The organism is Roseibium sp., from assembly GCF_051016195.1.
Taxonomy (GTDB): Bacteria; Pseudomonadota; Alphaproteobacteria; order Rhizobiales; family Stappiaceae; genus Roseibium.
On sequence record NZ_CP134616.1, the window covers coordinates 4542841 to 4568474 of the forward strand.

Annotated in this window: 23 protein-coding genes and 3 tRNA genes; all 26 read left to right on the forward strand. The window is 58.0% G+C overall.

The window, feature by feature from the left end; translation table 11 throughout:
- Window positions 1–47 precede the first annotated feature (47 nt).
- Window positions 48–683: an ATP-dependent Clp protease proteolytic subunit gene (locus RDA78_RS20780; protein WP_434051696.1), complete on the forward strand. Its 636-nt coding sequence runs from the start codon at window positions 48–50 to the stop codon at window positions 681–683.
- Window positions 684–917: 234 nt separating this feature from the next.
- Window positions 918–2183: an ATP-dependent Clp protease ATP-binding subunit ClpX gene (gene clpX, locus RDA78_RS20785; protein WP_434051697.1), complete on the forward strand. Its 1266-nt coding sequence runs from the start codon at window positions 918–920 to the stop codon at window positions 2181–2183.
- A 328-nt stretch (window positions 2184–2511) separates the two neighbouring features.
- Complete coding sequence (lon, locus tag RDA78_RS20790; RefSeq protein ID WP_434051698.1) at window positions 2512–4941, forward strand: endopeptidase La; 2430 nt, start codon at window positions 2512–2514, stop codon at window positions 4939–4941.
- A 187-nt stretch (window positions 4942–5128) separates the two neighbouring features.
- Entirely contained in the window at window positions 5129–5404 is a 276-nt protein-coding gene (locus RDA78_RS20795; protein ID WP_306143749.1) for an HU family DNA-binding protein, read from the forward strand.
- Between the two features lie 297 nt (window positions 5405–5701).
- Window positions 5702–5777: transfer RNA gene (locus tag RDA78_RS20800), tRNA-Val, on the forward strand.
- A gap of 456 nt (window positions 5778–6233) precedes the next feature.
- Window positions 6234–6310 (forward strand) — tRNA-Asp (locus tag RDA78_RS20805).
- A gap of 56 nt (window positions 6311–6366) precedes the next feature.
- Window positions 6367–6443 (forward strand) — tRNA-Asp (locus RDA78_RS20810).
- Between the two features lie 469 nt (window positions 6444–6912).
- A complete protein-coding gene (locus RDA78_RS20815; RefSeq protein ID WP_306143746.1) occupies window positions 6913–7278 on the forward strand; it encodes an NADH-quinone oxidoreductase subunit A in 366 nt (121 codons plus the stop codon).
- Window positions 7269–7847: a NuoB/complex I 20 kDa subunit family protein gene (locus RDA78_RS20820; protein WP_434051699.1), complete on the forward strand. Its 579-nt coding sequence runs from the start codon at window positions 7269–7271 to the stop codon at window positions 7845–7847. The genes RDA78_RS20815 and RDA78_RS20820 overlap by 10 nt, the downstream gene beginning before the upstream one ends.
- Window positions 7848–7935: 88 nt before the next feature.
- Window positions 7936–8541 carry an NADH-quinone oxidoreductase subunit C gene (locus RDA78_RS20825; protein WP_434051700.1) on the forward strand — a complete coding sequence of 202 codons (606 nt, stop codon included), beginning with the start codon at window positions 7936–7938 and terminating at the stop codon, window positions 8539–8541.
- 11 nt (window positions 8542–8552) lie between these two features.
- The gene (locus tag RDA78_RS20830) at window positions 8553–9737 is read left to right on the forward strand and encodes an NADH-quinone oxidoreductase subunit D (RefSeq protein WP_306143743.1); all 1185 of its coding nucleotides are present in this window, start codon (window positions 8553–8555) and stop codon (window positions 9735–9737) included.
- Between the two features lie 81 nt (window positions 9738–9818).
- Window positions 9819–11051 carry an NADH-quinone oxidoreductase subunit E gene (locus RDA78_RS20835; RefSeq protein WP_434051701.1) on the forward strand — a complete coding sequence of 411 codons (1233 nt, stop codon included), beginning with the start codon at window positions 9819–9821 and terminating at the stop codon, window positions 11049–11051.
- Window positions 11052–11060: 9 nt separating this feature from the next.
- The gene (nuoF, locus tag RDA78_RS20840; RefSeq protein ID WP_434051702.1) at window positions 11061–12362 is read left to right on the forward strand and encodes an NADH-quinone oxidoreductase subunit NuoF; all 1302 of its coding nucleotides are present in this window, start codon (window positions 11061–11063) and stop codon (window positions 12360–12362) included.
- Window positions 12363–12388: 26 nt separating this feature from the next.
- Window positions 12389–14452 (forward strand): NADH-quinone oxidoreductase subunit NuoG, encoded by a 2064-nt coding sequence (gene nuoG, locus RDA78_RS20845; protein ID WP_434051703.1) that lies wholly within the window; start codon window positions 12389–12391, stop codon window positions 14450–14452.
- A gap of 15 nt (window positions 14453–14467) precedes the next feature.
- Window positions 14468–15526 carry an NADH-quinone oxidoreductase subunit NuoH gene (gene nuoH / locus RDA78_RS20850; protein ID WP_319382328.1) on the forward strand — a complete coding sequence of 353 codons (1059 nt, stop codon included), beginning with the start codon at window positions 14468–14470 and terminating at the stop codon, window positions 15524–15526.
- Entirely contained in the window at window positions 15523–15759 is a 237-nt protein-coding gene (locus RDA78_RS20855) for a hypothetical protein (protein ID WP_434051704.1), read from the forward strand. The genes nuoH and RDA78_RS20855 overlap by 4 nt, the downstream gene beginning before the upstream one ends.
- A gap of 19 nt (window positions 15760–15778) precedes the next feature.
- A complete protein-coding gene (gene nuoI / locus RDA78_RS20860; RefSeq protein WP_434051705.1) occupies window positions 15779–16267 on the forward strand; it encodes an NADH-quinone oxidoreductase subunit NuoI in 489 nt (162 codons plus the stop codon).
- 91 nt (window positions 16268–16358) lie between these two features.
- Window positions 16359–16973, forward strand: coding sequence for an NADH-quinone oxidoreductase subunit J (locus RDA78_RS20865; RefSeq protein ID WP_434051706.1), 615 nt, complete (start codon window positions 16359–16361; stop codon window positions 16971–16973).
- A 99-nt stretch (window positions 16974–17072) separates the two neighbouring features.
- Window positions 17073–17381: an NADH-quinone oxidoreductase subunit NuoK gene (gene nuoK / locus RDA78_RS20870; RefSeq protein WP_029063407.1), complete on the forward strand. Its 309-nt coding sequence runs from the start codon at window positions 17073–17075 to the stop codon at window positions 17379–17381.
- A gap of 6 nt (window positions 17382–17387) precedes the next feature.
- Entirely contained in the window at window positions 17388–19406 is a 2019-nt protein-coding gene (gene nuoL / locus RDA78_RS20875) for an NADH-quinone oxidoreductase subunit L (RefSeq protein WP_434051707.1), read from the forward strand.
- Window positions 19406–20932, forward strand: a complete 1527-nt coding sequence (locus RDA78_RS20880; RefSeq protein WP_434051708.1) for an NADH-quinone oxidoreductase subunit M — start codon at window positions 19406–19408, stop codon at window positions 20930–20932. Before nuoL ends, RDA78_RS20880 begins: the two co-directional genes overlap by 1 nt.
- A gap of 22 nt (window positions 20933–20954) precedes the next feature.
- Window positions 20955–22394, forward strand: coding sequence for an NADH-quinone oxidoreductase subunit NuoN (nuoN, locus tag RDA78_RS20885; RefSeq protein ID WP_434051709.1), 1440 nt, complete (start codon window positions 20955–20957; stop codon window positions 22392–22394).
- An 8-nt stretch (window positions 22395–22402) separates the two neighbouring features.
- Entirely contained in the window at window positions 22403–23176 is a 774-nt protein-coding gene (locus tag RDA78_RS20890; protein WP_434051710.1) for a biotin--[acetyl-CoA-carboxylase] ligase, read from the forward strand.
- Between the two features lie 42 nt (window positions 23177–23218).
- Window positions 23219–24898: a ribonuclease J gene (locus RDA78_RS20895; protein WP_434051711.1), complete on the forward strand. Its 1680-nt coding sequence runs from the start codon at window positions 23219–23221 to the stop codon at window positions 24896–24898.
- 44 nt (window positions 24899–24942) lie between these two features.
- Entirely contained in the window at window positions 24943–25347 is a 405-nt protein-coding gene (gene mce / locus RDA78_RS20900) for a methylmalonyl-CoA epimerase (protein WP_434051712.1), read from the forward strand.
- Between the two features lie 3 nt (window positions 25348–25350).
- Window positions 25351–25623, forward strand: coding sequence for a DUF1467 family protein (locus RDA78_RS20905; protein WP_434051713.1), 273 nt, complete (start codon window positions 25351–25353; stop codon window positions 25621–25623).
- The last annotated feature ends 11 nt before the right edge of the window (window positions 25624–25634 follow it).

Consider the following 25634-nt stretch of genomic DNA (forward strand, 5'->3'; position numbering starts at 1 on the left):
TTACAGTCCGGCAACGCCGGACATCATCTCAAGCATATGGATGAGGTATGAAGGATCCTGTCGATATCTACATGAACACTCTCGTGCCGATGGTCGTCGAGCAGACGAATCGCGGCGAGAGGGCCTTCGATATCTTTTCGCGCCTGCTGAAGGAGCGCATCATTTTCCTCACCGGTCCGGTTGAGGATCACATGGCAACCCTCGTCAGCGCGCAGCTTCTCTATCTGGAAGCTGATAACCCGAGCAAGGAAATCGCAATTTACATCAATTCCCCGGGCGGCCTGGTCACGTCCGGTCTTGCGATCTACGACACGATGCAATTCATCCGCCCGGCTGTTTCCACGCTCTGCATCGGGCAGGCGGCCTCCATGGGATCGCTTCTTCTGGCGGCCGGCCAGAAGGACATGCGATTCATTCTTCCCAATGCCCGTGTGATGGTGCATCAGCCCTCAGGCGGGTTCAGAGGGCAGGCGGCAGACATCATGCTTCATGCACAGGAAATCCTGGCAATGAAGCGCAGGCTCAATGAAATCTACGTGAAGCACACCGGTCAGAGCCTTGACCAGGTCGAAGAAGCGCTTGAGCGCGATAACTTCATGACCGCCGAAAAGGCCAAGGAATTCGGTATCGTAGACAATGTGATCAGCGATCGCACCACGCTTGGCGGGGAAGGCGAGAGCTGAGTTGGGTAAAACGGTCTTAAGGAAGGATGGAGAATCCTTCCCAAAGATCGCGATCCGGCAGATTAATGCCGGGTTTTCATCTTCACCTTAAACCTATATTGATTTTTATTGGTGAAGCATGATGACTTATATTGCGAAGCAGCGCTCTAGCAGCGTCTTCAATCCGGTTCCGCCACACTTTGGCCGTGACGGAATCGATAAGGGGATAGGCCCCACAAACGCGAGGTTGACTACATGACCAAGGCCAGCGGCAGCGATTCCAAGAATACGCTCTACTGCTCCTTCTGCGGCAAAAGCCAGCATGAGGTTCGCAAGCTGATCGCCGGCCCGACTGTTTTCATTTGCGATGAATGTGTCGAGCTGTGCATGGATATCATCCGTGAGGAAAACAAATCCTCTCTGGTGAAGTCACGGGACGGAATCCCGACCCCTCAGGAAATTCGTGATGTTCTGGATGATTACGTCATCGGGCAGGGCAGTGCGAAGAAGGTTCTGTCGGTCGCCGTTCACAACCATTACAAACGTCTGAACCACGCGTCCAAGAACAACGATGTGGAACTGGCAAAGTCCAACATTCTGCTCGTAGGACCGACCGGATGCGGCAAGACGCTTCTGGCGCAGACGCTTGCACGCATCCTGGATGTGCCCTTCACGATGGCCGATGCGACCACGCTGACGGAAGCCGGCTATGTCGGCGAAGATGTCGAGAACATCATCCTGAAGCTTCTCCAGTCAGCCGACTACAACGTGGAGCGGGCGCAGCGCGGCATCGTCTACATCGATGAGGTCGACAAGATCAGCCGCAAGGCCGACAATCCGTCGATCACGCGTGACGTTTCCGGTGAAGGTGTGCAGCAGGCGCTCCTGAAGATCATGGAAGGAACGGTCGCCTCGGTTCCGCCACAAGGTGGCAGAAAACACCCGCAGCAGGAATTCCTGCAGGTGGACACCACGAACATCCTGTTCATCTGCGGCGGTGCGTTCGCGGGCCTCGACAAGATCATTTCCGATCGCGGTACCCAGACGTCCATCGGCTTCCAGGCACGGGTCGAAGCTCCGGAAGACCGGCGGATCGGTGAGTTGTTCGCGGAACTCGAACCTGAAGATCTGTTGAAATTCGGTCTCATTCCGGAATTCGTCGGGCGTCTTCCGGTCATCGCGACGCTCGAAGATCTCGATGAAGAAGCACTTGTAACGATCCTGACAGAGCCGAAAAATGCGCTCGTGAAACAGTATCAGCGCCTGTTCGAGATGGAGCAGGTCGAACTTGCGTTCCACGATGAAGCGCTGAAGGCAATTGCGCGCAAGGCAATTGAGCGCAAGACAGGTGCACGCGGATTGCGGTCCATCCTGGAATCCATTCTGCTGGATACCATGTACGAACTGCCCGGTCTGAAAGGCGTCAAGGAAGTGGTGATCTCACCTGAGGTCGTCAAAGGCGAAGCTAGACCGCTTTACATCTACGAGGATCGCGAAGAAACCTCAGCAACCAGTGCCTGAGACCGGTTCCTGAACCTTGGAAAGCAAAGAAGAAATGCCGCTCAAGACGAGCGGCATTTTGCTTTTTGTTAATCGTTCCCGGACTGCTGCGGCGTTTTCCACCGGATGTGCACGTCGTCAACAGACTAGACCAATTTGCGAGCACAACCTGCCTTGACACCAGCAGTGCAGGTGTCCACCTAATAGGACTGACGACGGCTCGTGCGAATTGCAGGACGCTCGCTTGGGGTGCTGCGGTTCGGCCAGTCGGAACTTTTCCGAAAGCCGTTTTTCAGTGTTTCGGTTGCTTTCTTGAATGGGGCCGGAGCACGCTGAGAAAGGATAAAAAATGAGCGACGCAGAAATCCGCGCCACCGAAGCAGACAGCACGTCTGTCTACCCCGTTCTGCCATTGCGCGACATTGTCGTGTTTCCGCACATGATCGTCCCGCTGTTCGTCGGTCGTGAAAAATCGATCAAGGCGCTCGAAGAGGTCATGACGACCGACAAGCATATCCTGCTGGCAACGCAGAAGAATGCAGCGGACGATGATCCCAATTCGGACCAGATTTACGACGTCGGTACGCTGGCGACCGTGCTGCAGCTCCTGAAACTGCCTGACAACACCGTGAAGGTGCTTGTGGAAGGCGGCGCCCGTGCGCAGATTGGACAGTACACCGACCGGACGGACTATTTCGAAGCCTCCGCCACGGTGCTGCCCGAACGCGACGGCGAAAACATCGAAGTTGAGGCACTGGCGCGTTCGGTGGTCTCGGAATTCGAGAACTACGTGAAGCTGAACAAGAAAGTTTCACCTGAGGTTCTTGGTGCCGTGAACCAGATCGACGACTATTCGAAACTGGCAGACACCATCGCGTCGCACCTGGCGATCAAGATCCCCGAGAAGCAGGAAATTCTTGGCGTGGTCTCGGTTGCAGAGCGCCTTGAGCGCGTGCTCGGCATGATGGAGAGTGAAATCTCCGTGCTCCAGGTCGAAAAGCGGATCCGTTCGCGCGTCAAGCGCCAGATGGAGAAGACCCAGCGCGAGTACTATCTGAACGAGCAGATGAAAGCCATTCAGAAGGAACTCGGCGACAGCGAAGACGGCCGCGACGAAGTCGCTGAACTTGAAGAAAAGATCAAGAAGACCAAGCTGACCAAGGAAGCGCGGGAGCGCGCCGCCGCGGAAATCAAGAAGCTCAAGCAGATGAGCCCGATGTCTGCGGAAGCAACGGTTGTCCGCAATTACCTTGATTGGCTGATCGGCATCCCCTGGAACAAGAAATCAAAGGTGAAGCACGACCTTGCGCTGGCCGAGAAGGTGCTCGACACCGATCACTATGGCCTGGACAAGGTCAAGGAACGGATTGTCGAGTATCTCGCGGTCCAGAGCCGCGCCAACAAGCTGCGCGGCCCGATCCTTTGCCTCGTCGGACCTCCGGGTGTCGGTAAGACGTCGCTTGGAAAGTCGATCGCGAAGGCGACCGGGCGTGAGTTCGTGCGCATGTCGCTTGGCGGCGTGCGCGACGAAGCGGAGATCAGAGGACACCGCCGGACCTATATTGGTTCGATGCCCGGCAAAGTCATCCAGTCGATGAAAAAGGCGAAAAAGTCCAACCCGCTGTTCCTGCTCGACGAGATCGACAAGATGGGCATGGACTTCCGCGGAGACCCTTCTTCGGCATTGCTCGAGGTCCTCGATCCGGAACAGAACTCGTCCTTCATGGATCATTACCTGGAGGTTGAGTACGACCTGTCCGACGTGATGTTCGTGACGACGGCAAACACGCTCAACATTCCGGGCCCCTTGATGGACCGGATGGAGATCATCCGTATTGCCGGATACACCGAGGAAGAGAAGGTTGAGATCTGCCGCCGTCACCTGATTCCGAAGGCCGAGAAGGATCACGGCCTGCGCGAAGGCGAATTCGCGATAGAAGACGACGCGCTGCAATTTGTCGTGCGCCGCTACACCCGCGAAGCCGGCGTCCGTAACCTTGAGCGCGAAATGGCCACCCTTGCCCGTAAGGCTGTCAAGGACATCCTCATGAGCGACAAGGAGAGCATCACCGTAACGCCGGAGGTGGTCGAGGACTACCTTGGTGTCCCGCGGTATCGCTACGGCGAAGCAGAGCTGGAAGATCAGGTCGGCGTCGTAACCGGGCTGGCGTGGACGGAAGTTGGCGGCGAGCTCCTCACGATTGAAGGCGTGATGATGCCCGGCAAGGGCAAAATGACCGTCACCGGCAACCTGAAGGACGTCATGAAGGAGTCTATCTCTGCGGCAGCGTCCTATGTGCGTTCGCGGGCAGTCGACTTCGGCATCGAACCGCCGAATTTCGACAAGAAGGACATCCACGTGCACGTGCCCGAAGGGGCGACCCCGAAGGATGGCCCGTCTGCGGGTATCGCCATGGCAGCGGCTGTCATCTCGACCATGACCGGTATTCCTGTGCGCAGGGATGTGGCCATGACCGGTGAAATCACGCTTCGGGGCAGGGTGCTTCCGATCGGCGGTCTGAAGGAGAAATTGCTGGCTGCCTTGCGTGGCGGAATCAAGCTCGTGATGATCCCGGAAGACAATGCAAAGGACCTTGCCGACATACCGGATTCGGTGAAGAACTCGCTCGAAATCATCCCGGTTTCCGGCATGGAAGAGGTTCTTAAAAACGCACTTGTGCGCCTTCCGGAGCCGATCGAGTGGGACGAAAGTGCCGCTGAAGCTGCCGCCAAGGCGAGTGAGTCGGACAAGGACAAGTCGGGCGTTTTGGCTCATTAAAGGCCAGATTGCATCGCACAAAATGACGAGCCCCGGAGTTTCCGGGGCTTTTCTTTTGAAAAATCGGTAGAAATGGCGGTTTTCTGCGAAAAAACCACTTGCGTTTCGCGTCAATTCGACCGAATTTCGCGCAACGGCGCTGACAGGAATCGTCGGCACTCTGCCGTTTCTCAGAAAGGTATCTGCTATGAATAAGAACGATCTGGTCGCAGCTGTTGCAGAAAAGACCGGCCTCACCAAGGCGCAGGCGGGCGAAGCAGTTGACGCGACTTTTGAAGCTGTCACTGAAACGCTGAAAAGCGGCGACGAAGTGCGCATCATCGGTTTCGGCAACTTCACCGTTTCAGCGCGTGCTGCAACTGAAGGCCGCAATCCGCGGACTGGCGAAACGATTCAGATCCCGGCTTCCAAGACGCCGAAGTTCAAGGCCGGCAAGGGCCTGAAAGACGCTGTGAACGCATAAGTTCACACGCGCAAGATTCGTCTTGAAAGCCCCGTCCCCGATTTTCAGGAGCGGGGCTTTTGCATGTCGTCGTCCACCTATCATGGAGGATGGCCCTGCGGCGTCAGGCGGAGAGGCCAGACAAGCTAACCAGGCCGGAAACACGGATTTCGTCACGTTGATGCGAACCAACTGACGTCCGCCTCTTTCAAGGCGGGCGCGCAAGTCATGCACAAGCTCCGTGCATGCCAAAAATTATGATATTTTTGCTCTTGCCAAGAGAGAAGGGACCACCTAAAAGGCGTTTCACCTCGTTGAGGGCGATTAGCTCAGTTGGTAGAGCGCTTCGTTTACACCGAAGATGTCGGGAGTTCGAGTCTCTCATCGCCCACCATTCTCCTTGAAAATTTCTATCAAGTGCACCTGCGTCCAATCGTGGGTACGCGTGCTCTGTGAGACCGGAACGACTTTTGGTTCGGGATTTGCCGTTGCCGCAGCACCCAGGCGTCCGCGAACGCTCCGCTTTGACTGCTCGACCAGAGCGCGGCGGGACGGCAGACCGTATTCGCGGCGGCATCTGGTTGTGATTGCCGTGACGAACGGTCCAGGCAATGGAAATTCTTTTTTTCTCAACGGTTTCCAGGATGCCCTTTATCTGTCTGCACTTGCACGGTGCCTTGTTGGAACGAGGGTTTATCCACATCATTGGCGGACGCATTCACGTGTCCCGCTCTGGGTTTTGGTCAGCTTTCGCAAAAACGGCATGTTTCGTACACGTGGGTGCTTGACTTCGCATCTCAGCCGCCGTACATCAGCGCCACTTCACGGCAACACGTTGTTGCCGCGCGAAGCGGGTGTAGCTCAGTTGGTTAGAGTGCCGGCCTGTCACGCCGGAGGTCGCGGGTTCGAGCCCCGTCACTCGCGCCACTCTCTTAAAGGTACAGCGGTATCGGTCAAGGCGAGTGGCGATATACCGTGAATGTGCGGGTGTAGCTCAGTTGGTTAGAGTGCCGGCCTGTCACGCCGGAGGTCGCGGGTTCGAGCCCCGTCACTCGCGCCACTCACGGTTCCCTTCCAAAGTTATCTTTTCTTCTCCCTTAAAGCGCGGAAGCCGCCTGTCTGCGGCCTTGATCCCGTGCGCGCATCATTCAACTGACCTGAATTTGATCTGAAAAGTCGGTGCGGACCCAAAAAGCGGTCGCTTCGGGCTTGAATTCGATTCTCGTTTTGGCTGGCATTTCAATGCAGGTGCGGCATAATTGCGCTCCTCTTGTGCAATGTTTTACCGCCGGTGCAAACTGGCTAGAATGCAGGTGATGACAGGGGTCGCCGGGAATTTGGTTCGAGTGTGGCAAGACTTTGACCACTCAGGGGTCTTGCGCTGCAACAAGTCGTAAGATAAGCGTGCGCTCGCATGTTGGTTTTATCGACTGACGGGTCTGTTCCGGTCTGACGGCATTTCAGGCAGTGGGTGGGCCCTGGCTCCGGATCAAGTCCTGATCCACTCCAGATGCAAGGACGCGAAAGATATGGAAGAACTCTTGCGGGAATATGTCCCGATCGTCGTGTTCATCGGCATTGCGCTCGTTATCGGGCTCGCCCTGCTGATTTCTCCTTTCCTTCTGGCTTACAAGAATCCGGACCCCGAAAAACTCTCCGCATACGAGTGTGGCTTCAACGCATTTGACGACGCGCGTATGAAATTCGACGTGCGGTTTTATCTCGTTGCGATCCTGTTCATCATTTTTGACCTCGAGGTTGCCTTCCTGTTTCCCTGGTCGACCGTTTTCGGTGAACTTGGCTGGTACGGTTTCTGGTCGATGATGGTGTTTCTCGGGGTGTTGACCGTCGGGTTCATTTACGAGTGGAAAAAGGGAGCCTTGGAATGGGACTGACAACAAACGAGCCGCTTGTTGCGCCGAAGTCCAAGGGCATCATTGATCCCAATACCGGGAAACCGGTCGGCGATGACGATGCGTTCTTTCTGGAAGTGAACAATGAACTCGCGGACAAGGGCTTCCTTGTTACGTCCACCGACAACCTGATCCAGTGGGCGCGTACGGGCTCACTGATGTGGATGACGTTCGGGCTGGCTTGCTGCGCCGTTGAGATGATGCAGATGTCCATGCCGCGATACGATGCGGAGCGTTTCGGCTTTGCTCCGCGCGCGTCCCCCCGTCAATCTGACGTCATGATTGTCGCCGGAACGTTGACAAACAAAATGGCACCCGCGCTGCGCAAGGTCTATGATCAGATGCCCGAGCCGCGTTACGTGATTTCCATGGGATCGTGTGCGAATGGCGGTGGCTATTACCACTATTCCTATTCTGTGGTGCGCGGCTGCGATCGAGTGGTGCCGGTCGACATTTACGTTCCCGGGTGCCCGCCGACGGCGGAGGCGCTTCTTTATGGCGTCCTGCTTCTGCAGAAGAAAATCCGGCGAACCGGAACAATTGAACGCTGATGACTTCGGCCGCGGTCCGTGGCTGACGTTTGGTGGGCGGGTGTTGAACGCTCTTGCAGCTGACGCCTGATGAGTGAGGTTGAACACGATGGACGAGACGCTAACGGAACTCGCTGAGCATATCGAGCTTGGCCTGGGCGAGTCGCTCGTGTCCTGGCAACTGCAATACGGCGAGCTCACGCTGACGGTAAACGCGACCGATATTCTCGATGTCGTGCGGTTCCTGCGTGACAACAGTTCATGCAAGTTCGTGAACCTTACCGACATTTGCGGGGTCGACTATCCTGAACGCGAAAAGCGGTTCGATGTTGTGTATCACTTTCTGTCACCCGTTCAGAACCAGCGAATTCGCGTCAAGCTTGCGACCGACGAAAGCACGCAGGTGGCATCGCTGACCCCGCTTTTCCCCGGCGCCGAGTGGTTCGAGCGCGAAGCCTACGACATGTATGGCATTCTCTTCACGGGACATCCTGATCTGCGCCGGATCCTGACGGATTATGGCTTCGATGGTCATCCGCTGCGCAAGGACTTTCCGGTCACCGGTTTTGTTGAAGTCCGGTACGACGACGAGAAGAAGCGCGTGGTTTACGAGCCGGTACGCCTGAACCAGGAAATGCGTACATTCGACTTTCTTTCTCCCTGGGAAGGCACCGAATACGTGCTTCCCGGTGATGAAAAAGCAACGACGAACTAAGGCTGGTCCAGATGGCTGAGGCTCAGGTCAGAAACTTCAATATCAACTTCGGCCCGCAACACCCGGCAGCGCACGGCGTTCTGCGCCTTGTTCTGGAACTGGACGGCGAAGTGGTGACGCGCGTCGATCCGCATATCGGACTTCTGCATCGGGGTACGGAAAAGCTCATCGAGCAGAAGACCTATCTTCAGGCAGTGCCTTACTTCGACCGGCTCGACTATGTCGCACCCATGAACCAGGAGCACGCATTCGCGATGGCCGTGGAGCGTCTGCTGGACATCGAGGTGCCGAAGCGCGGACAGCTTGTGCGAGTCCTTTACTCTGAAATCGGACGTATCCTGTCGCATCTGTTGAACGTCACGACGCAGGCAATGGATGTTGGCGCGCTTACGCCGCCGCTGTGGGGCTTCGAGCCGCGCGAAGAACTGATGGTGTTCTACGAGCGTGCCTGCGGGGCGCGCATGCACGCCGCTTACGTGCGCCCGGGCGGGGTGCACCAAGATCTGCCGCGAGACCTTCTCGATGATATCTGGGATTTCTGCGATCCGTTTTTGCAGACGCTCGATGATATCGAAGGGCTTTTGACCGACAACCGGATTTTCAAACAGCGCAACGTCGACATCGGCGTGGTCGATCTGGACGATGCCTGGGCCTGGGGCTTCTCGGGTGTCATGGTGCGTGGATCGGGCGCTGCGTGGGATCTGCGCAAATCGCAGCCGTATGAGTGCTACTCGGACCTTGAATTCGATATCCCGATCGGCAAAAACGGCGATTGCTACGACCGTTACCTGATCCGTATGGAAGAGATGCGCCAGTCGATCCGGATCATGAAACAGTGCCTGGAGAAACTGACGGTTGAGACCGGTCCTGTCTCATCCGTCGACGGCAAGATCGTGCCGCCGAAGCGTGGTGAAATGAAGCGCTCCATGGAAGCACTCATTCACCACTTCAAGCTCTATACCGAAGGCTACCACGTGCCTGCCGGCGAGGTTTACGCCGCCGTTGAAGCGCCGAAAGGCGAGTTTGGCGTCTATCTCGTATCCGATGGCACAAACAAGCCGTACCGGTGCAAGATCAAGGCGCCCGGGTACGCCCATCTGCAGGCCATGGACTTCCTGTGCCGTGGTCACATGCTGGCCGATGTTTCGGCGGTACTGGGCTCGATGGATATCGTTTTTGGCGAGGTGGACCGCTGATGCGGCTGCTTCTTCAGCAGATTACGACCCTGGTGGCCGGGATGCCGGTCGCGGTCAGATTTTTAGAACGGGGATGACACCATGGCAGTTCGCCGACTTGCCGCGGAACAACCAGACAGCTTCGCGTTCACGGAAAAGAACCTTTCGTGGGCAAAGAAACTGATCGACCGGTATCCGGCAGGCCGTCAGGCCTCGGCGGTGATCCCGCTGTTGTGGCGTGCGCAGGAGCAGAATGACGGCTGGGTAAGCGAGCCTGCGATCCGCTGTGTTGCCGACCTGCTCGACATGCCGAATATTCGCGTTCTGGAAGTCGCAACCTTCTACACCATGTTCCAACTGCAGCCGGTCGGGAAGAAGGCGCACATCCAGGTGTGCGGAACAACCCCTTGCCAGCTGCGCGGATCGGAAGACCTGATCAAGGTGTGCAAGTCCCGCATCGCCAAGCACATGCACGAGATTTCCGAAGACGGCATGTTCTCCTGGGAAGAGGTGGAGTGTCTCGGTGCCTGCGTCAACGCGCCGATGGTGCAGATCTTCAAGGACACCTATGAGGATCTGACCCCGGAAAGTTTCGAGAAGCTGATCGACGATATCGCTGCAGGCAATGAAGTGACGCCCGGACCGCAGAATGGTCGCCGCTTCGCGATGGCGGAAGGCGGTCTGACGAGCCTCACCGAGCTTGAAGACACGAGCGAGGGCACGCGCCCGGTTGCACATGTTGTTGACGGTGCTGAGAAGGCGTCCCATGCGTTTGCCGGTGCGCCGATCAATTCCGGCGGAAACGACTATGACGGTGTTCCGACCCCGGCGGAAGATGCTGTTGAAAAGGTCAGGGCAGCCTTTGCGGCGAAGTCCGAGGTGAAGGCTGAGCCAGCACCGGCCAAGAAAGCTGAGCCAAAGGCGAAAGCTCCAGCAAAGAAAGAGCCTGAAGCACCGAAAGCTGCGGATACCAAACCAACCGCCAAAAAGGCAAAGGCCCCGGCGAACGACACAACGTCCGAATCCGTGGACGAAAAAGCACCTGAAACACTCTCTGCCCCGCGAGACGGAAAAGCAGATGATTTGAAGAAATTGAAGGGTGTAGGGCCAAAACTTGAAGCAACGCTTCATGAGTTGGGCTTCTACCACTTCGATCAGGTCGCAAAGTGGGGACCGGCCGAGGTCGCCTGGGTCGACAGCCGCCTCAAGTTCAAGGGCCGCATCGAGCGGGATGGCTGGATCGAGCAGGCAAAGCTGCTTGCCACCGGCGAAGACACTGAATTTTCCAAGCGTGTGGAAGCCGGTGAAGTGGCTTCCTCGAAAAGCGAAGATTAGGGGGAAGAGATGCTGAAAGATCAGGATCGGATCTTCACCAACATATACGGTCTGCACGACTGGGGTCTTGAAGGCGCAAAACAGCGCGGCCAGTGGGACAACACCAAGGCGCTTCTCGACAAGGGACGCGACTGGATCATTCAGGAAATGAAAGATTCGGGACTGCGCGGCCGCGGCGGCGCGGGTTTTCCGACCGGCCTCAAGTGGTCGTTCATGCCCAAGGAATCCGATGGCAGGCCAGCTTATCTGGTCGTGAATGCGGACGAATCCGAGCCCGGAACGTGCAAGGACCGCGAAATTCTGCGCCATGATCCGCACACGCTTGTTGAAGGGTGTCTTGTGGCAGGTTTCGCCATGAATGCCGTTGCCGCCTACATTTATGTGCGCGGCGAGTTCATCCGTGAACGCGAACGCCTGCAGTCGGCGATCGACCAGGCCTATGACGCGGGTCTCATCGGCAAGAACAACAAGAACGGCTACGACTTCGACATCTACGTGCATCACGGCGCCGGGGCGTATATCTGCGGCGAAGAAACCGCGCTTCTGGAAAGCCTTGAAGGCAAGAAGGGTCAACCGCGCCTGAAACCGCCTTTTCCGGCCAATGTTGGGCTTTATGGCTGCCCTACGACCGTGAACAATGTGGAATCGATTGCAGTCGCGCCGACGATCCTGCGCCGGGGTGCAGCGTGGTTCTCCGCTCTTGGCCGTCCGAACAACACCGGAACCAAGCTTTTCTGCGTATCCGGACACGTCAATCAGCCGGCCACCTTCGAAGAAGAGTTGGGCGTTCCGTTTTCCGAGATGATCGACAAACATTGCGGTGGCATTCGCGGTGGCTGGGACAATCTTCTCGCGGTGATCCCCGGCGGGTCGTCTGTTCCGTGCTGCACGGCGGACGAAATCAAGGATGCGCCGATGGACTTCGACACGTTGCGGGGCATGGGCTCGGGCCTTGGAACCGCTGCAGTGATCGTGATGGACAAGTCGACGGACATCATCAAGGCGATTGCGCGGCTGTCCTATTTCTACAAGCACGAAAGCTGCGGACAGTGCACGCCGTGCCGCGAAGGCACGGGCTGGATGTGGCGCGTGATGGAACGCATGGTGAAGGGCGAATCCTCCTACGAGGAAATCGACATGCTCTTCAAGGTGACCAAGCAGGTCGAAGGCCATACTATCTGCGCGCTTGGCGACGCGGCTGCGTGGCCGATCCAGGGTTTGATCAAGAATTTCCGGCCTGTCATCGAGCAGCGCATCGATGACTATGTCGCCAAGTCGAAGTGTTCTTCGACCATGGTGGCGGCTGAGTAAGCGGAACGGGATTTGGAGAGCAACGGATGACGAAGCTCATCATTGATGGCAAGGAAGTGGAAGTTCCGGCGGACTACACGCTGCTGCAGGCCTGCGAAGAGGCGGGCGCTGAAGTTCCGCGTTTCTGCTATCACGACAGGCTGTCGATTGCCGGCAACTGCCGCATGTGCCTCGTCGAGGTGAAGGGCGGACCGCCGAAACCGACCGCATCCTGTGCGATGGGTGTCAAGGATCTGCGTCCTGGTCCGAACGGTGAACCTCCCGTCGTTGAAACCAAGTCGGAGATGGTCAAGCAGGCGCGCGAAGGCGTCATGGAGTTCCTGCTGATCAACCATCCGCTGGATTGCCCGATCTGCGATCAGGGCGGCGAGTGTGACCTGCAGGACCAGGCCATGGCCTATGGTGTCGACGGGTCCCGCTTCCACGAGAACAAGCGTGCGGTTGAGAACAAGGAAATCGGCCCGCTTATCAAGACGATCATGACGCGGTGTATTCATTGCACGCGTTGCGTCCGCTTCACCACCGAGGTGTGCGGTGTGACCGACATGGGTCTTGTCGGGCGTGGCGAGAATGCCGAGATCACGACCTACCTGGAAGCCGCGCTCTCTTCCGAAATGCAGGGCAACGTGGCTGATCTTTGCCCCGTCGGTGCGCTGACCCACAAGCCTTACGAGTTTCACGCGCGTCCGTGGGAACTGACCAAGACCGAAAGCGTCGACGTCATGGATGCGGTCGGCTCCGCGATCCGGGTCGATTCACGCGGCAAGGAAGTCATGCGCGTCATGCCGCGGCTGAACGAGGACGTCAACGAAGAGTGGATCTCGGACAAGTCGCGTTACATCTGGGACGGTCTGAAGACACAGCGCCTCGATCGCCCCTATGCGCGCAAGGACGGAAAGCTGCAGGCTGTGTCCTGGCCTGAAGCGTTTCAGATCATCTCCGAGAAGGTCAAGGGCACGACCGCGGACAAGATTGGCGCACTCGCCGGTCAATTGGCAGGCGTGGAGGACATGTTTGCCCTGAAGAGCCTGATGGGCAAGCTCGGTGTTGAAAACATCGACAGCCGCTTCCCGAGATCTCCGCTTCATCCGAAGAACGGCCGCGCGAGTTACATCTTCAATTCCTCCATTCAGGGAATAGAAGACGCGGACGCGATCATGCTGATCGGCACAAATCCGCGGCAGGAAGCGCCGGTTCTGAATGCCCGGATCCGCAAGCGGTGGACACATGGTGACATCCAGATCGGCCTGATTGGCGAGAATGCGGACCTGACCTATCCGGTCACCTATCTCGGCGCGGGGCCGGACAGTCTCAAGCAGTTCATCGACCTCGCTCCGGCAAAGGCCGAGCGGCCGATGTTCATCGTCGGGCAGGGCGCCCTGAACCGTCCTGACGGTGCGGCGGTTCTGGCGAACATCCTGGCGGCTGCCAAGTCCCTCGGGGTTATCAAGGACGGCTGGAACGGCTTCAACATCCTGCATACCGAAGCCTCCCAGGTCGGCGCGCTCGATATCGGTTTCGTGCCGGGTGAAGGTGGCAAGGACACCGGAGCAATGCTGGAAGGCGGCGCGCTTGACGTTCTGTTCCTGCTCGGGTTTGACGAAGTCGAGGTGCCCGATGGCGCGTTCGTGGTTTACCAGGGTACGCATGGAGATCGGGGTGCGCATCGCGCGGACGTGATCCTGCCGGGTGCGGCCTATACCGAAAAGTCCGCGATCTATGTGAACACGGAAGGCCGGGTCCAGATGGCTGATCGGGCAGCGTTTCCTCCTGGAGACGCACGCGAAGACTGGGCGATCCTGCGGGCGCTCTCCGCGAACCTCGGCCAGACGCTCGACTTCGATTCACTTTCCGAGCTGCGCGCCAAACTGTTCGAGGCACATCCTCACATGACGGGGATCGACGCAATCGAGGCAGGCGATGCAGCGGACCTGGACAAGCTGGCGAACGCGTCGGCGAAAATGGACAGCGCCGGATTTGCCAACGTGATCCGTGACTTTTACTTGACCAACCCGATTGCTCGCGCGTCCAAGACGATGGCCGAGTGCTCGGCGCTCGCGCAATCGCGCGCCGCAGAAGCAGCTGAATAGGGGCAGGGGACCGATATGGCTGATTTCATGACGACCTATGGATGGCCGTTCCTATGGATCGCCTTCCAAAGCATTTTGCTGATGGTCGTGCTTCTTGTGATCGTCGCCTACATTCTGTACGCGGATCGCAAAATCTGGGCAGCCGTTCAGATCCGCCGCGGCCCGAACGTGGTCGGGCCTTGGGGCTTGCTGCAAAGTTTTGCCGATCTCCTGAAATTCGTGCTCAAGGAACCGGTGATACCGGACGGGTCCAACAAGATCCTGTTCCTGCTGGCGCCGTTGATTTCGGTCCTGCTGGCACTGTCGGCCTGGGCCGTCATTCCCGTTGCTGACGGATGGGTTATCGCCAACATCAATGTCGGCGTTCTGTTCGTTTTCGCGGTCTCGTCCCTTGAAGTCTACGGCGTGATCATCGGTGGCTGGGCGTCCAACTCGAAGTACCCGTTCCTGTCCGCGCTTCGTTCAGCAGCGCAGATGGTGTCCTACGAAGTCTCGATCGGTTTCGTGATTGTCACTGTTCTGCTCTGCGCCGGCACCTTGAACCTCACCGGTATCGTCGAGGCGCAACAGACCGGCCTCGCAACCATGCTCGGTGTGCCCTGGCTGTCCTTCCTGAACTGGTACTGGCTGCCGCTGTTCCCGATGTTCGTGGTGTTCTTCGTTTCGGCGCTTGCCGAGACGAACCGGCCGCCTTTCGACCTCGCGGAAGCGGAATCGGAACTCGTTGCGGGCTTCATGGTCGAGTACGGATCGACGCCATACATGATGTTCATGCTCGGGGAATATGTCGCCATCTGTCTGATGTGCGCCCTGATGACCATCTTCTTCATGGGTGGGTGGCTGCCGCCATTTGATTTTGCACCGTTCACCTGGGTTCCGGGCGTCGTCTGGTTCATTTTGAAGTGTCTTCTCGGGTTCTTCATGTTCGCGATGGTCAAGGCGATGGTACCGCGCTACCGCTATGACCAGCTGATGCGTCTCGGCTGGAAAGTGTTCCTGCCGCTGTCGCTGGCGATGGTCGTTGTGGTTGCCGCTGTCCTGATGGCAACGGGCTGGGCGCCCGGCGCGGCGTGAGCGTGTCGATTGCCGGTGTGATCGGTGCGTTGGTCGGTCTTTATGTCGGCTGGATTGACTACAAGATCCTGAAGGGAATTCTTCAGGCGACGGAAATGAAAAACAGGCAGGCCGGCGGCGACGGTGGCGCCGCAGCCAGATGCAAGGCGCCGCTTGGCGCGCTGATTTTTGGAGTTTCGATAATCGGCCTGCCGATTATCGGCTATTGGGCCGCCAGCCAACTGGCTGGTTGATGAAGGAGAGGCAAACGCGATGGGACTTAACCAGACCGTCAAATCGCTGTTTCTGCAGGAGTTCGTATCGGCGTTCTTTTTGGCGATGCGTTACTTCTTCAAACCGAAGCCGACCTTGAACTATCCGTTCGAGAAGGGGCCAGTCAGCCCGCGCTTCCGGGGGGAACACGCACTGCGCCGGTACCCGAACGGCGAGGAACGCTGTATCGCGTGCAAGCTGTGCGAGGCGATCTGTCCCGCGCAGGCAATCACGATCGAGGCAGGCCCGCGCCGAAATGACGGCACGCGGCGGACAACCCGATACGATATCGACATGGTCAAGTGCATCTATTGCGGTTTCTGCCAGGAAGCCTGTCCGGTGGACGCGATCGTCGAGGGACCGAATTTCGAATTCGCCACGGAGACCCGCGAAGAGCTTTACTACGACAAGGAAAAGCTGCTCGCCAACGGGGACCGCTGGGAGCGCGAGATTGCGCGCAACATTGAAATAGACGCTCCTTACCGTTAGGAGCTAACCGAATACTTCTGCGCTGGTCCGGCAATCCGGTTGGACCGCGCATCTTCGGCCGACAAGGCCACACGACAGGCAGGTCTTTGATATGATCCTTAAAGCCCTCTTTTTCTACCTGTTTGCCGGCGTCACGCTGGCGTCTGGGTTAATGGTGATTGCTGCCCGCAACCCGGTTACATCGGTGTTGTTCCTGATCCTGGCCTTCGTGAATTCTGCCGGACTATTCGTGTTGCTGGGCGCGGAATACCTCGCCATGCTTCTCGTGGTTGTCTATGTGGGCGCTGTTGCCGTGCTGTTCCTGTTCGTCGTCATGATGCTGGACGTCGATTTCGTCGAGCTTAGGCAGGGTTTCCTGCAGTATCTGCCGATCGGAAGTCTGGTTGGCCTGATTCTTATGGTCGAGCTGCTGATGGCGCTGGGGGCCTGGTTCATCGCTCCGGGTGTACTCGGCCAAGGGGCCGAACCGACGCCGGATCTCGCGCAGACAACCAACATCGAGGCGATCGGCTCGGTGCTCTACACCAAGTACATCTATTTCTTCCAGGTGGCGGGCCTGGTGCTGCTTGTGGCCATGATCGGGGCAATCGTCCTGACGCTTCGCCACAAGCCAAATGTGAAACGTCAAAGCATTCCGGACCAGGTTGGGCGCACGCGCGAAGCTGCCATCGAAGTCCGCAAGGTGGAGACGGGCAAGGGAATCTGACGCGGGGATTTCGCGTCACTTAAGAATAGTCCGGAAACCGGCACGCTCCTCCGTGCGGTTCCCGGTTGGGGTAATAGAGGGGAGCACGGCGAGGCGCCCATGGAAATCGGTCTGTCGCATTATCTTTCGGTCGCGGCGATCCTGTTCACAATCGGGATTTTCGGGATCTTTCTGAACAGAAAGAACGTGATTGTCATTCTGATGTCGATCGAATTGCTGCTGCTTTCGGTCAACATCAATTTTGTCGCCTTCTCCTCGTTCCTCGGTGACCTGATGGGGCAGATCTTCACGATGCTGGTTCTGACCGTGGCCGCCGCCGAAGCGGCGATCGGACTTGCGATCCTGGTGGTGTTTCACCGAAACCGCGGCTCCATTGCCGTGGAAGACGTCAACGTGATGAAGGGGTAGGACCTGATGTATTCCGCAATCCTGTTCCTGCCGCTCATCGGCTTCCTGATTGCCGGCCTTTTCGGCCGCGCCATTGGGGACAAGGCCTGTGAGTATGTCACAAGCGGTCTTCTGATTGTTGCGGCGGTTCTTTCCTGGATCGCCTTCTTCGGTTTCTGGCTCGGTGGCGCGCAGGCCGGAACTTACGATCTATTCCGCTGGATGAATGTCGGTGATCTGAACGTGTCCTGGTCGCTCAGGATCGACACGCTGACCGTCGTCATGCTGGTTGTGGTCAATACCGTGTCCGCACTGGTGCACGTCTATTCCATCGGCTACATGCATCACGATCCGCACCGGCCACGTTTCTTTGCGTACCTGTCGCTGTTCACCTTTGCCATGCTGTCGCTCGTGACTGCCGACAACCTCCTGCAGATGTTCTTTGGCTGGGAGGGCGTAGGTCTGGCGTCGTATTTGCTGATCGGTTTCTGGTACAAGAAACCGTCCGCGAACGCGGCGGCGATCAAGGCATTCGTTGTCAACCGCGTGGGCGACTTCGGCTTTGCGCTCGGTATCTTCGGTGTATTCTACCTTTTCCAGAGCATCGAATTCACGACAATCTTCAATGACGCTCCGTCCTTCATCGAGGGCCAGGAGCCGGTCATGACATTCCTCGGCTACCAGCTCGATCCGCAAGGCGCGATGACCATCGTCTGCCTGTTGCTGTTCATGGGCGCGATGGGCAAGTCGGCGCAGTTCCTGCTGCACACCTGGCTGCCGGACGCTATGGAAGGCCCGACGCCGGTTTCCGCTCTCATCCACGCGGCAACCATGGTGACCGCCGGTGTCTTCATGGTGGCGCGTCTGTCGCCGCTGATGGAGCTGTCGCAAACGGCCCAGACCGTGATTGTCTTCTTCGGTGCAACGACGGCGTTCTTCGCGGCAACCGTCGGTCTGGTTCAGAACGACATCAAGCGGGTGATCGCGTATTCGACCTGTTCACAGCTCGGCTACATGTTTGTTGCACTTGGTGTCGGCGCCTATTCGATCGGCATCTTCCACCTGTTCACGCACGCCTTCTTCAAGGCGCTCCTGTTCTTGTGTGCGGGTTCCGTGATCCATGCCGTGTCCGACGAACAGGACATGCGCAAGATGGGTGGGCTCCGGAAACACATACCGATCACCTACTGGACGATGATGATCGGCACGCTTGCCCTGACCGGCGTCGGCATTCCGTTGATCCATATAGGTTTTGCCGGGTTTGTTTCCAAAGACGCGATTATCGAAGCAGCTTACGCAGGCTCGATGATTGAGAACGCAAACCCAATGGCGCTTTACGGCTTCTGGATGACAGTCATCGCCGCGGCGCTGACGTCCTTCTACTCCTGGCGCCTGACCTTCATGACGTTCCACGGCAAACCGCGCGCACCGGTCGACGTGATGAAACACGTCCATGAGTCGCCGCTGGTGATGACCGTGCCGCTGTTCGTTCTGTCGATCGGGGCGGTTCTGGCGGGCATGGTATTCTACAAATGGTTCTACTACGATCCAGCGGCTTATAACGCCTTCTGGGGCGGAGCGTTGCCGTCATTTGAGAGCAGCGATGTTTTGGGCGTCCTGCACAAAGAGGATGAGTTCCCGAAATGGGTGAAAGTTTCACCCTTTGTCATGATGGTGATTGGCTTCCTCGTCGCGTATCAGTTCTACATCCGGTCGCCTGATATGCCGAAGAAACTCGCTGAACGGCACCACGGGCTCTACAAGTTCCTGCTCAACAAATGGTATTTCGACGAAGTGTACGATTTCCTGTTTGTCCGTCCGTGCATGTGGATCGGCCGCGCGCTCTGGAAGAAGGGTGACGGGACGGTGATTGACGGCTTTGGCCCAGACGGCATTTCCGCGCGGGTTCAGAACGTCACGTCCTGGGTCGTCCGGCTGCAGACCGGATATCTTTATCACTACGCATTTGCGATGCTGATCGGTGTGGCTGCGCTCATCACCTGGTCGATGTTCACCGGTACTGGCACCGGCGGGGGTGCACACTAATGATCGACTGGCCAATACTGTCACTCACGACCTTCCTGCCGCTGCTCGGCGTCCTGTTCATTCTCCTTGTGCCGGGCGACGACGAGGGCAGCAAACGCAATATCCGGATGGTGGCGCTCGTCACGACCGGCGTGACGTTCCTGCTGTCGCTGTTTATCTGGGGCAATTTCGACTATGCCAACCCCGGTTTCCAGTTCGTGGAAAACCGCGACTGGCTCGGCGGCGACATCAGCTACAAGATGGGTGTCGACGGAATTTCGGTACTGTTCGTGATCCTGACGACATTCCTGATGCCGTTCTGCGTTCTTGCCTCCTGGGAGAGCATTCAGAACCGGGTCAAGGAATACATGATCGCGTTCCTTGTGCTGGAAACGCTCATGATCGGCGTGTTCTGTGCGCTTGATCTTTTCGTGTTCTACATCTTCTTCGAGGCCGGCCTCATTCCGATGTTCCTGATCATCGGTGTGTGGGGCGGAAAGCGCCGAGTCTACGCGTCGTACAAGTTCTTCTTGTACACGCTGCTCGGCTCGGTCCTGATGCTGATCGCGATCATGGCGATGTACTGGAACGCGGGCACGACCGATATCGAGAAACTGCTGGCGCACACGTTCCCGAGCGGGATGCAGACCTGGCTTTGGCTGGCTTTCTTTGCCTCCTTCGCCGTGAAGATGCCGATGTGGCCGGTGCACACCTGGCTGCCGGACGCGCACGTGGAAGCGCCGACGGCCGGCTCTGTCATTCTGGCGGGTATTCTCCTGAAGCTCGGCGGCTACGGTTTCTTGCGGTTCTCGTTGCCGATGTTCCCCATCGCATCCGACATGTTCGCACCCTTCGTGTTCACGCTGTCGGTGGTCGCGATCATCTACACGTCTCTGGTTGCCCTTGCCCAGGAAGACATCAAGAAGCTGATCGCTTATTCCTCGGTCGCGCACATGGGCTATGTCACCATGGGCATCTTCACGATGACGGAGCAGGGCGTGCAGGGCGGTATCTTCCAGATGCTGTCCCACGGCATCGTCTCCGGTGCGCTCTTCCTGTGCGTGGGCGTGATCTATGACCGGATGCACACGCGCGAGATTTCCGCTTATGGCGGTCTCGTCAACCGGATGCCCAAATACGCGGTCGCCTTCCTCATCTTCACGATGGCCAATGTCGGCCTACCGGGTACATCCGGTTTCGTCGGTGAGATCCTGACGCTGATGGGCGCCTTCCAGGTCAATACATGGGTTGCCTTCTTTGCCACCACGGGCGTGATCCTGTCCGCGGCCTATGCGCTCTATCTCTACCGCCGCGTCGTCTTTGGCGCGCTGGAAAAGGAAAGCCTGAAGTCGATGCTGGACCTGAACCTCAGGGAAAAGGTCATCCTGTTCCCGATGATCATCCTGACGATCTTTTTTGGCTTCTATCCGATGGCGATCCTCGATGTGACGCAAGGGTCGGTGGACAATCTCATCAATCAGTACACTGCGGCGCTTGAAGCGGCCGGGGTGACCCAGCACGCAGCCGCCGCTGCGGCGGCACAATAGGTTTCGAGGACGAGACAGAGCTATGTCAGATGTGAGCCAATTGCCAGATCTCATGCCGGTCTTGCCGGAGATCATCCTTGCCGTCGGAGCGATGGTGCTTCTGATGATCGGAGCCTTCGGCGGGAAAGGCGTCAGCTACGTCGTCTTCGGCGGGGCCATGGGCCTGCTCGGAACCGGCTTTCTGGTGCTCATGCTCGTACCGAGCTTCGGCGAAACGTTTGGCGGCTCATTCGTGCTCGACGATTTCGCCTATCTCCTGAAACTGCTGGTGCTGGCAGGGTCGTTCTTCGCGATTGCCATGTCGTGGGCCTATGCCAAGAGCCAGTCCTTCGATCATTTTGAATACCCGATCCTCATCGTTCTGGCCACGCTCGGCATGATGCTGATGCTGTCGGCAAACGACATGATCGCGCTTTACATGGGCCTGGAACTGCAGAGCCTTGCGCTTTACGTGGTTGCGGCCATCAACAGGGACAGCGTCCGGTCCACGGAAGCCGGCCTCAAATACTTCGTCCTGGGTGCGCTCTCTTCGGGGATGCTGCTTTACGGCATGTCGCTGGTCTACGGCTTCACGGGCCAGATTTCCTTTGCGGCGATTGCCGAGGTGCTGGCACATGACGGCGCTTCGATCGGTCTCGTGATCGGTCTCACCTTTATCCTGGCAGGTCTTGCCTTCAAGATTTCTGCCGTACCGTTCCACATGTGGACACCGGATGTATATGAGGGTGCTCCGACACCGGTCACAGCATTCCTCGCGGCTGCTCCGAAGGTCGCGGCGATGGGCATGATGGTCCGGATCGTGATCGAGGCTTTTCAGCCGGTCACCAGCGACTGGCAGCAGATCGTTGTCTTCGTCTCGATTGCGTCCATGGCGCTTGGTGCCTTTGCGGCGATCGGGCAGCGGAACCTGAAACGGCTGATGGCCTATTCCTCCATCGGGCACATGGGCTACGCCCTTGTCGGGCTTTCCGCAGGCACGCAAACCGGTGTCGAAGGCGTCATCTTCTACATGATGGCCTATCTCGGCATGACCCTCGGCGTGTTCGCCTGCATCCTGTCCATGCGGCGCAAAGACGGCATGGTCGAAGAGATAGAAGACCTGTCCGGGCTGTCGCAGACGAATCTGCCAATGGCGATCCTTCTGGCGCTTCTGATGTTTTCGCTGGCGGGTATTCCGCCCCTGGTCGGATTCTTCGGCAAGTGGTACGTCTTCGTCGCCGCTGTCGAGGCGGGTCTTTACCCACTCGCAATCATTGGCGTTCTCATGTCCGTCGTTGGCGCTTACTATTACCTCCGGATCGTCAAGGTGATGTTCTTCGATGAGCCTGTTGAAGGCTTCGAAGCGATGCCGATGGAACTGCGGGTCGTTTTGGGTCTGTCGAGCGTTTTCGTCGTTCTGTTCTGGCTGGCTCCGGGACAGGTGGTCAACGCGGCAAGCGCAGCAGCGCAGTCGCTGTTCTGACGGGACCCATGACACGGGATTATTCTGAACGTCCGGCGCCGGGTGCGCCGGACTTTCTTTTTGAAGAGCGCGACAGTGTCGGTTCGACAAATGCGCTTTGTTTTGAACGCGCCCGCGCAGGACATGCCGGTAATCTCTGGATCCGTGCCGGCGAACAGACGGAGGGCCGGGGACGCAGGGGGCGGGACTGGTCGTCTCCTGTCGGCAACCTTTTCGCGAGTCTCCTGCTGATCGATCCGAAACCGGTTGAAAGGATCGGTGAACTCCCGCTCGTTGCAGCGGTCGCCCTTGCCGAATCGGTTGACAAAGCGGCCGGAACACTCCATCTGGTGCAGCTGAAATGGCCGAATGACCTGCTGGTCGATGGAGCGAAGCTGTCTGGCATCCTGCTGGAAGCGGAACTTCTCGCTGATGGCCGTCAGGCGGTCGTTATCGGTTTCGGTGTCAATTGTATCTCCCATCCGCCGCTCACCATGTATCAGGCGACCGATCTCAGGAGCCTGGGATTTAACGTTTCGGCCGAACGCATGTTCGAGGCGCTCGCCAGTTCCCTTTCATCGCAACTTGAGGGCTGGCGGCAACAGGGCGGATTTGAAACAACCCGAAAGAACTGGCTCAATCGGGCAGCCCATCTGGGCAAAGTGATTTCCGTCAAAACGGCCAGAGAAGAAATTTCCGGCATTTTTGCCGATCTGGATGCGCGTGGCCATCTTGTCCTCAAGCAGGAAGACGGCGGTGTGCGCACCATCTATGCAGGTGATGTTTTCTTTCCCGGAGAGTGAATTCCGGTGAACCACCTGCTCACAGATTTGAAGGAGCAATCCATGGCTTCGGCCAATAAAAACAAAAAAGAAATCGTGTTCCTGCCGCTTGGCGGCGTTGGTGAAATCGGGATGAATCTCGGTCTCTACGGCTACGGCCCTGAAGAGGACAGAACGTGGCTTATTGTTGATTGCGGGGTGAGCTTTGCTGGGCCAGACCTGCCAGGGATCGATGTGATCCTCCCCGATATCAAGTTTCTCGAAGACGAGGTCGACAACATTGCAGGCATGGTCATTACCCATGCACACGAGGATCACTACGGCGGCATTTTGCACCTGTGGCCTTTTTTAAAGGTGCCGGTCTATGCGACCGCGTTTACCGCCGGTCTCCTGGCCGCCAAGGCGGAGAGCGAACCGGGTGCGGAAGAGGTGCCCGTCACAATCGTGAACCAGGGTGAGCGGCACAAGATCGGTCCGTTCGATGTCGAATTCGTGGCGATGGCGCACTCGATCCCCGAACCCTGTGCCCTTGCGATCCGGACACCGGCTGGTCTGGTCCTGCACACGGGCGACTGGAAGATCGATCCGACGCCGGGTGTCGGCTTGCCGATCGATCTTGACCGCCTTGCGGAAATCGGGCGTGAAGGCGTTATGGCGCTTGTCTGCGACAGCACCAACGCGGTTCGTGACGGTATCAGCCCCAGCGAACGGGATGTTGCCGCTGAACTCAAGAAGGTGATTGCCGGGGCCAAACAGCGCGTGGCCGTAACCACCTTCGCATCCAACGTCGCGCGGATCCGCGCCGTTGCCGAGGCGGCAGCAGCCAATGGCCGTGATGTCGTGATCGTCGGGCGTTCGATGCACCGGGTGATTGCTGTGGCAAGCGAGCTCGGCTACATGGACGGCCTGCCGCAATTCCACGACGAAGAGGCATTTGGGTATCTGCCCCGCAACAAGACGGTTCTTCTGTGCACCGGGTCGCAAGGCGAAAGCCGGGCCGCGCTTGCCCGCATCGCGGCGGGGGACCATCGCAACGTCGCGCTGTCGCGCGACGATACCGTCATATTCTCTTCCCGCACCATTCCCGGGAACGAAAAGGCGGTCGCCGAGGTGCTCAACAATCTTGCTGACAACGACATCAGCATTGTCACGGACAAGGATGCGCTCGTGCATGTTTCCGGCCATCCGCGCCGGGGCGAACTGGAACAGTTATACAAAGTGCTCAACCCGAAAGTCGTGCTTCCCGTTCATGGCGAACCGTTGCATCTTGCCGCGCATGCCGCGTTTGCAAGGGAGCTGGGTGTTCCGGAAGTGGTCCGCGGCAAAAACGGGGATATCATACGCCTTAACGAGGGAAGGGCAGCTGTCATCGACGAAGCCCCGTCGGGGATACTGGTCAAGGACGGGAGCGTTCTCGACGATCCAGAGGTGACCGGTGTGAAGGAACGGCGCAAGCTTTCGTTCGCCGGTGCGGCCATTGTGGCACTCGTGGTCAATCGAGCCGGAGATCTGTTGAGCGATCCGGACGTTGCGCTGATGGGCTTGCCGGACACGGACGACGACGGAGAACCGATGGAAGACATTGTCATCAAGGCCGTGATCGGTGCCGTAACAAGCATTCCAAAGGCGCGGCGCAAGGACAAAGACCTTGTCGGCGAAGCAGCGCGGCGGGCAACACGCGCGGAGATACTCGACGTGTGGGGCAAAAAGACGCTCTGCAAGGTTATGGTGACCCAACTATAATCAAGCCTGCGGCCCAAGGGCGGTGCCTGCGCGAAGGAGCTGAAATGATCGGACGATTGAACCATGTTGCCATAGCGGTCTCGGATATCGAGGCGGCGACCGCCGTGTACCGCGACACGCTTGGCGCCGAAGTTTCGGCAAAGGAAGAGCAGCCTGATCACGGTGTAAGCACCGTGTTCATCAATCTTCCGAACACCAAGATCGAATTGCTTGAGCCGCTCGGCGGCAATTCCCCGATCGCCAAGTTCCTGGAAAAGAACCCGTCAGGCGGCATTCACCACGTGTGTTACGAGGTGGACGACATCATTGCCGCCCGCGACAAGCTTGTTTCTGACGGCGCACGGGTGCTTGGCGACGGAGAGCCAAAGATCGGTGCTCATGGCAAGCCTGTCCTTTTCCTGCACCCGAAGGATTTTCTCGGGACGTTGACCGAGCTGGAAGAGGCCTGATCAATGTCGGTCGCGTTTGGCCTTGCCATCTTTTTCATGATCTGGTGGATCATTCTGTTCGCAATCCTGCCGTTCGGACTGCACCGGACGCAGGAGGAAGCCGGGGAGGTCGTTCCCGGAAGTGAACCGAGCGCGCCGCACAAACCGCAGTTCTTGAAAGTCATCATCCTGACAACCTTGATTGCGGCGGTGGTGTTCGGTGCCTACCTGGCCTTGCGCCAGTCCGGATTCGGGCTGGATGACATTCCGTTTTTCAGGCCGCCTTCGCAAAGCTGAGCCGTTTGAGC

Coding starts and splice junctions, on each gene's coding strand:
- RDA78_RS20905 (WP_434051713.1), top strand. CDS start 25,351: ATGTCGGTCGCGTTTGGCCTTGCCATCTTTTTCATGATCTGGTGGATC.
- clpX (WP_434051697.1), top strand. CDS start 918: ATGACCAAGGCCAGCGGCAGCGATTCCAAGAATACGCTCTACTGCTCC.
- RDA78_RS20880 (WP_434051708.1), top strand. CDS start 19,406: ATGATCGACTGGCCAATACTGTCACTCACGACCTTCCTGCCGCTGCTC.
- nuoG (WP_434051703.1), top strand. CDS start 12,389: ATGACGAAGCTCATCATTGATGGCAAGGAAGTGGAAGTTCCGGCGGAC.
- RDA78_RS20780 (WP_434051696.1), top strand. CDS start 48: ATGAAGGATCCTGTCGATATCTACATGAACACTCTCGTGCCGATGGTC.
- nuoH (WP_319382328.1), top strand. CDS start 14,468: ATGGCTGATTTCATGACGACCTATGGATGGCCGTTCCTATGGATCGCC.
- nuoI (WP_434051705.1), top strand. CDS start 15,779: ATGGGACTTAACCAGACCGTCAAATCGCTGTTTCTGCAGGAGTTCGTA.
- RDA78_RS20795 (WP_306143749.1), top strand. CDS start 5,129: ATGAATAAGAACGATCTGGTCGCAGCTGTTGCAGAAAAGACCGGCCTC.
- RDA78_RS20895 (WP_434051711.1), top strand. CDS start 23,219: ATGGCTTCGGCCAATAAAAACAAAAAAGAAATCGTGTTCCTGCCGCTT.
- RDA78_RS20820 (WP_434051699.1), top strand. CDS start 7,269: ATGGGACTGACAACAAACGAGCCGCTTGTTGCGCCGAAGTCCAAGGGC.
- nuoF (WP_434051702.1), top strand. CDS start 11,061: ATGCTGAAAGATCAGGATCGGATCTTCACCAACATATACGGTCTGCAC.
- nuoK (WP_029063407.1), top strand. CDS start 17,073: ATGGAAATCGGTCTGTCGCATTATCTTTCGGTCGCGGCGATCCTGTTC.
- RDA78_RS20835 (WP_434051701.1), top strand. CDS start 9,819: ATGGCAGTTCGCCGACTTGCCGCGGAACAACCAGACAGCTTCGCGTTC.
- RDA78_RS20865 (WP_434051706.1), top strand. CDS start 16,359: ATGATCCTTAAAGCCCTCTTTTTCTACCTGTTTGCCGGCGTCACGCTG.
- RDA78_RS20830 (WP_306143743.1), top strand. CDS start 8,553: ATGGCTGAGGCTCAGGTCAGAAACTTCAATATCAACTTCGGCCCGCAA.
- RDA78_RS20825 (WP_434051700.1), top strand. CDS start 7,936: ATGGACGAGACGCTAACGGAACTCGCTGAGCATATCGAGCTTGGCCTG.
- RDA78_RS20890 (WP_434051710.1), top strand. CDS start 22,403: ATGACACGGGATTATTCTGAACGTCCGGCGCCGGGTGCGCCGGACTTT.
- lon (WP_434051698.1), top strand. CDS start 2,512: ATGAGCGACGCAGAAATCCGCGCCACCGAAGCAGACAGCACGTCTGTC.
- nuoN (WP_434051709.1), top strand. CDS start 20,955: ATGTCAGATGTGAGCCAATTGCCAGATCTCATGCCGGTCTTGCCGGAG.
- mce (WP_434051712.1), top strand. CDS start 24,943: ATGATCGGACGATTGAACCATGTTGCCATAGCGGTCTCGGATATCGAG.
- nuoL (WP_434051707.1), top strand. CDS start 17,388: ATGTATTCCGCAATCCTGTTCCTGCCGCTCATCGGCTTCCTGATTGCC.
- RDA78_RS20815 (WP_306143746.1), top strand. CDS start 6,913: ATGGAAGAACTCTTGCGGGAATATGTCCCGATCGTCGTGTTCATCGGC.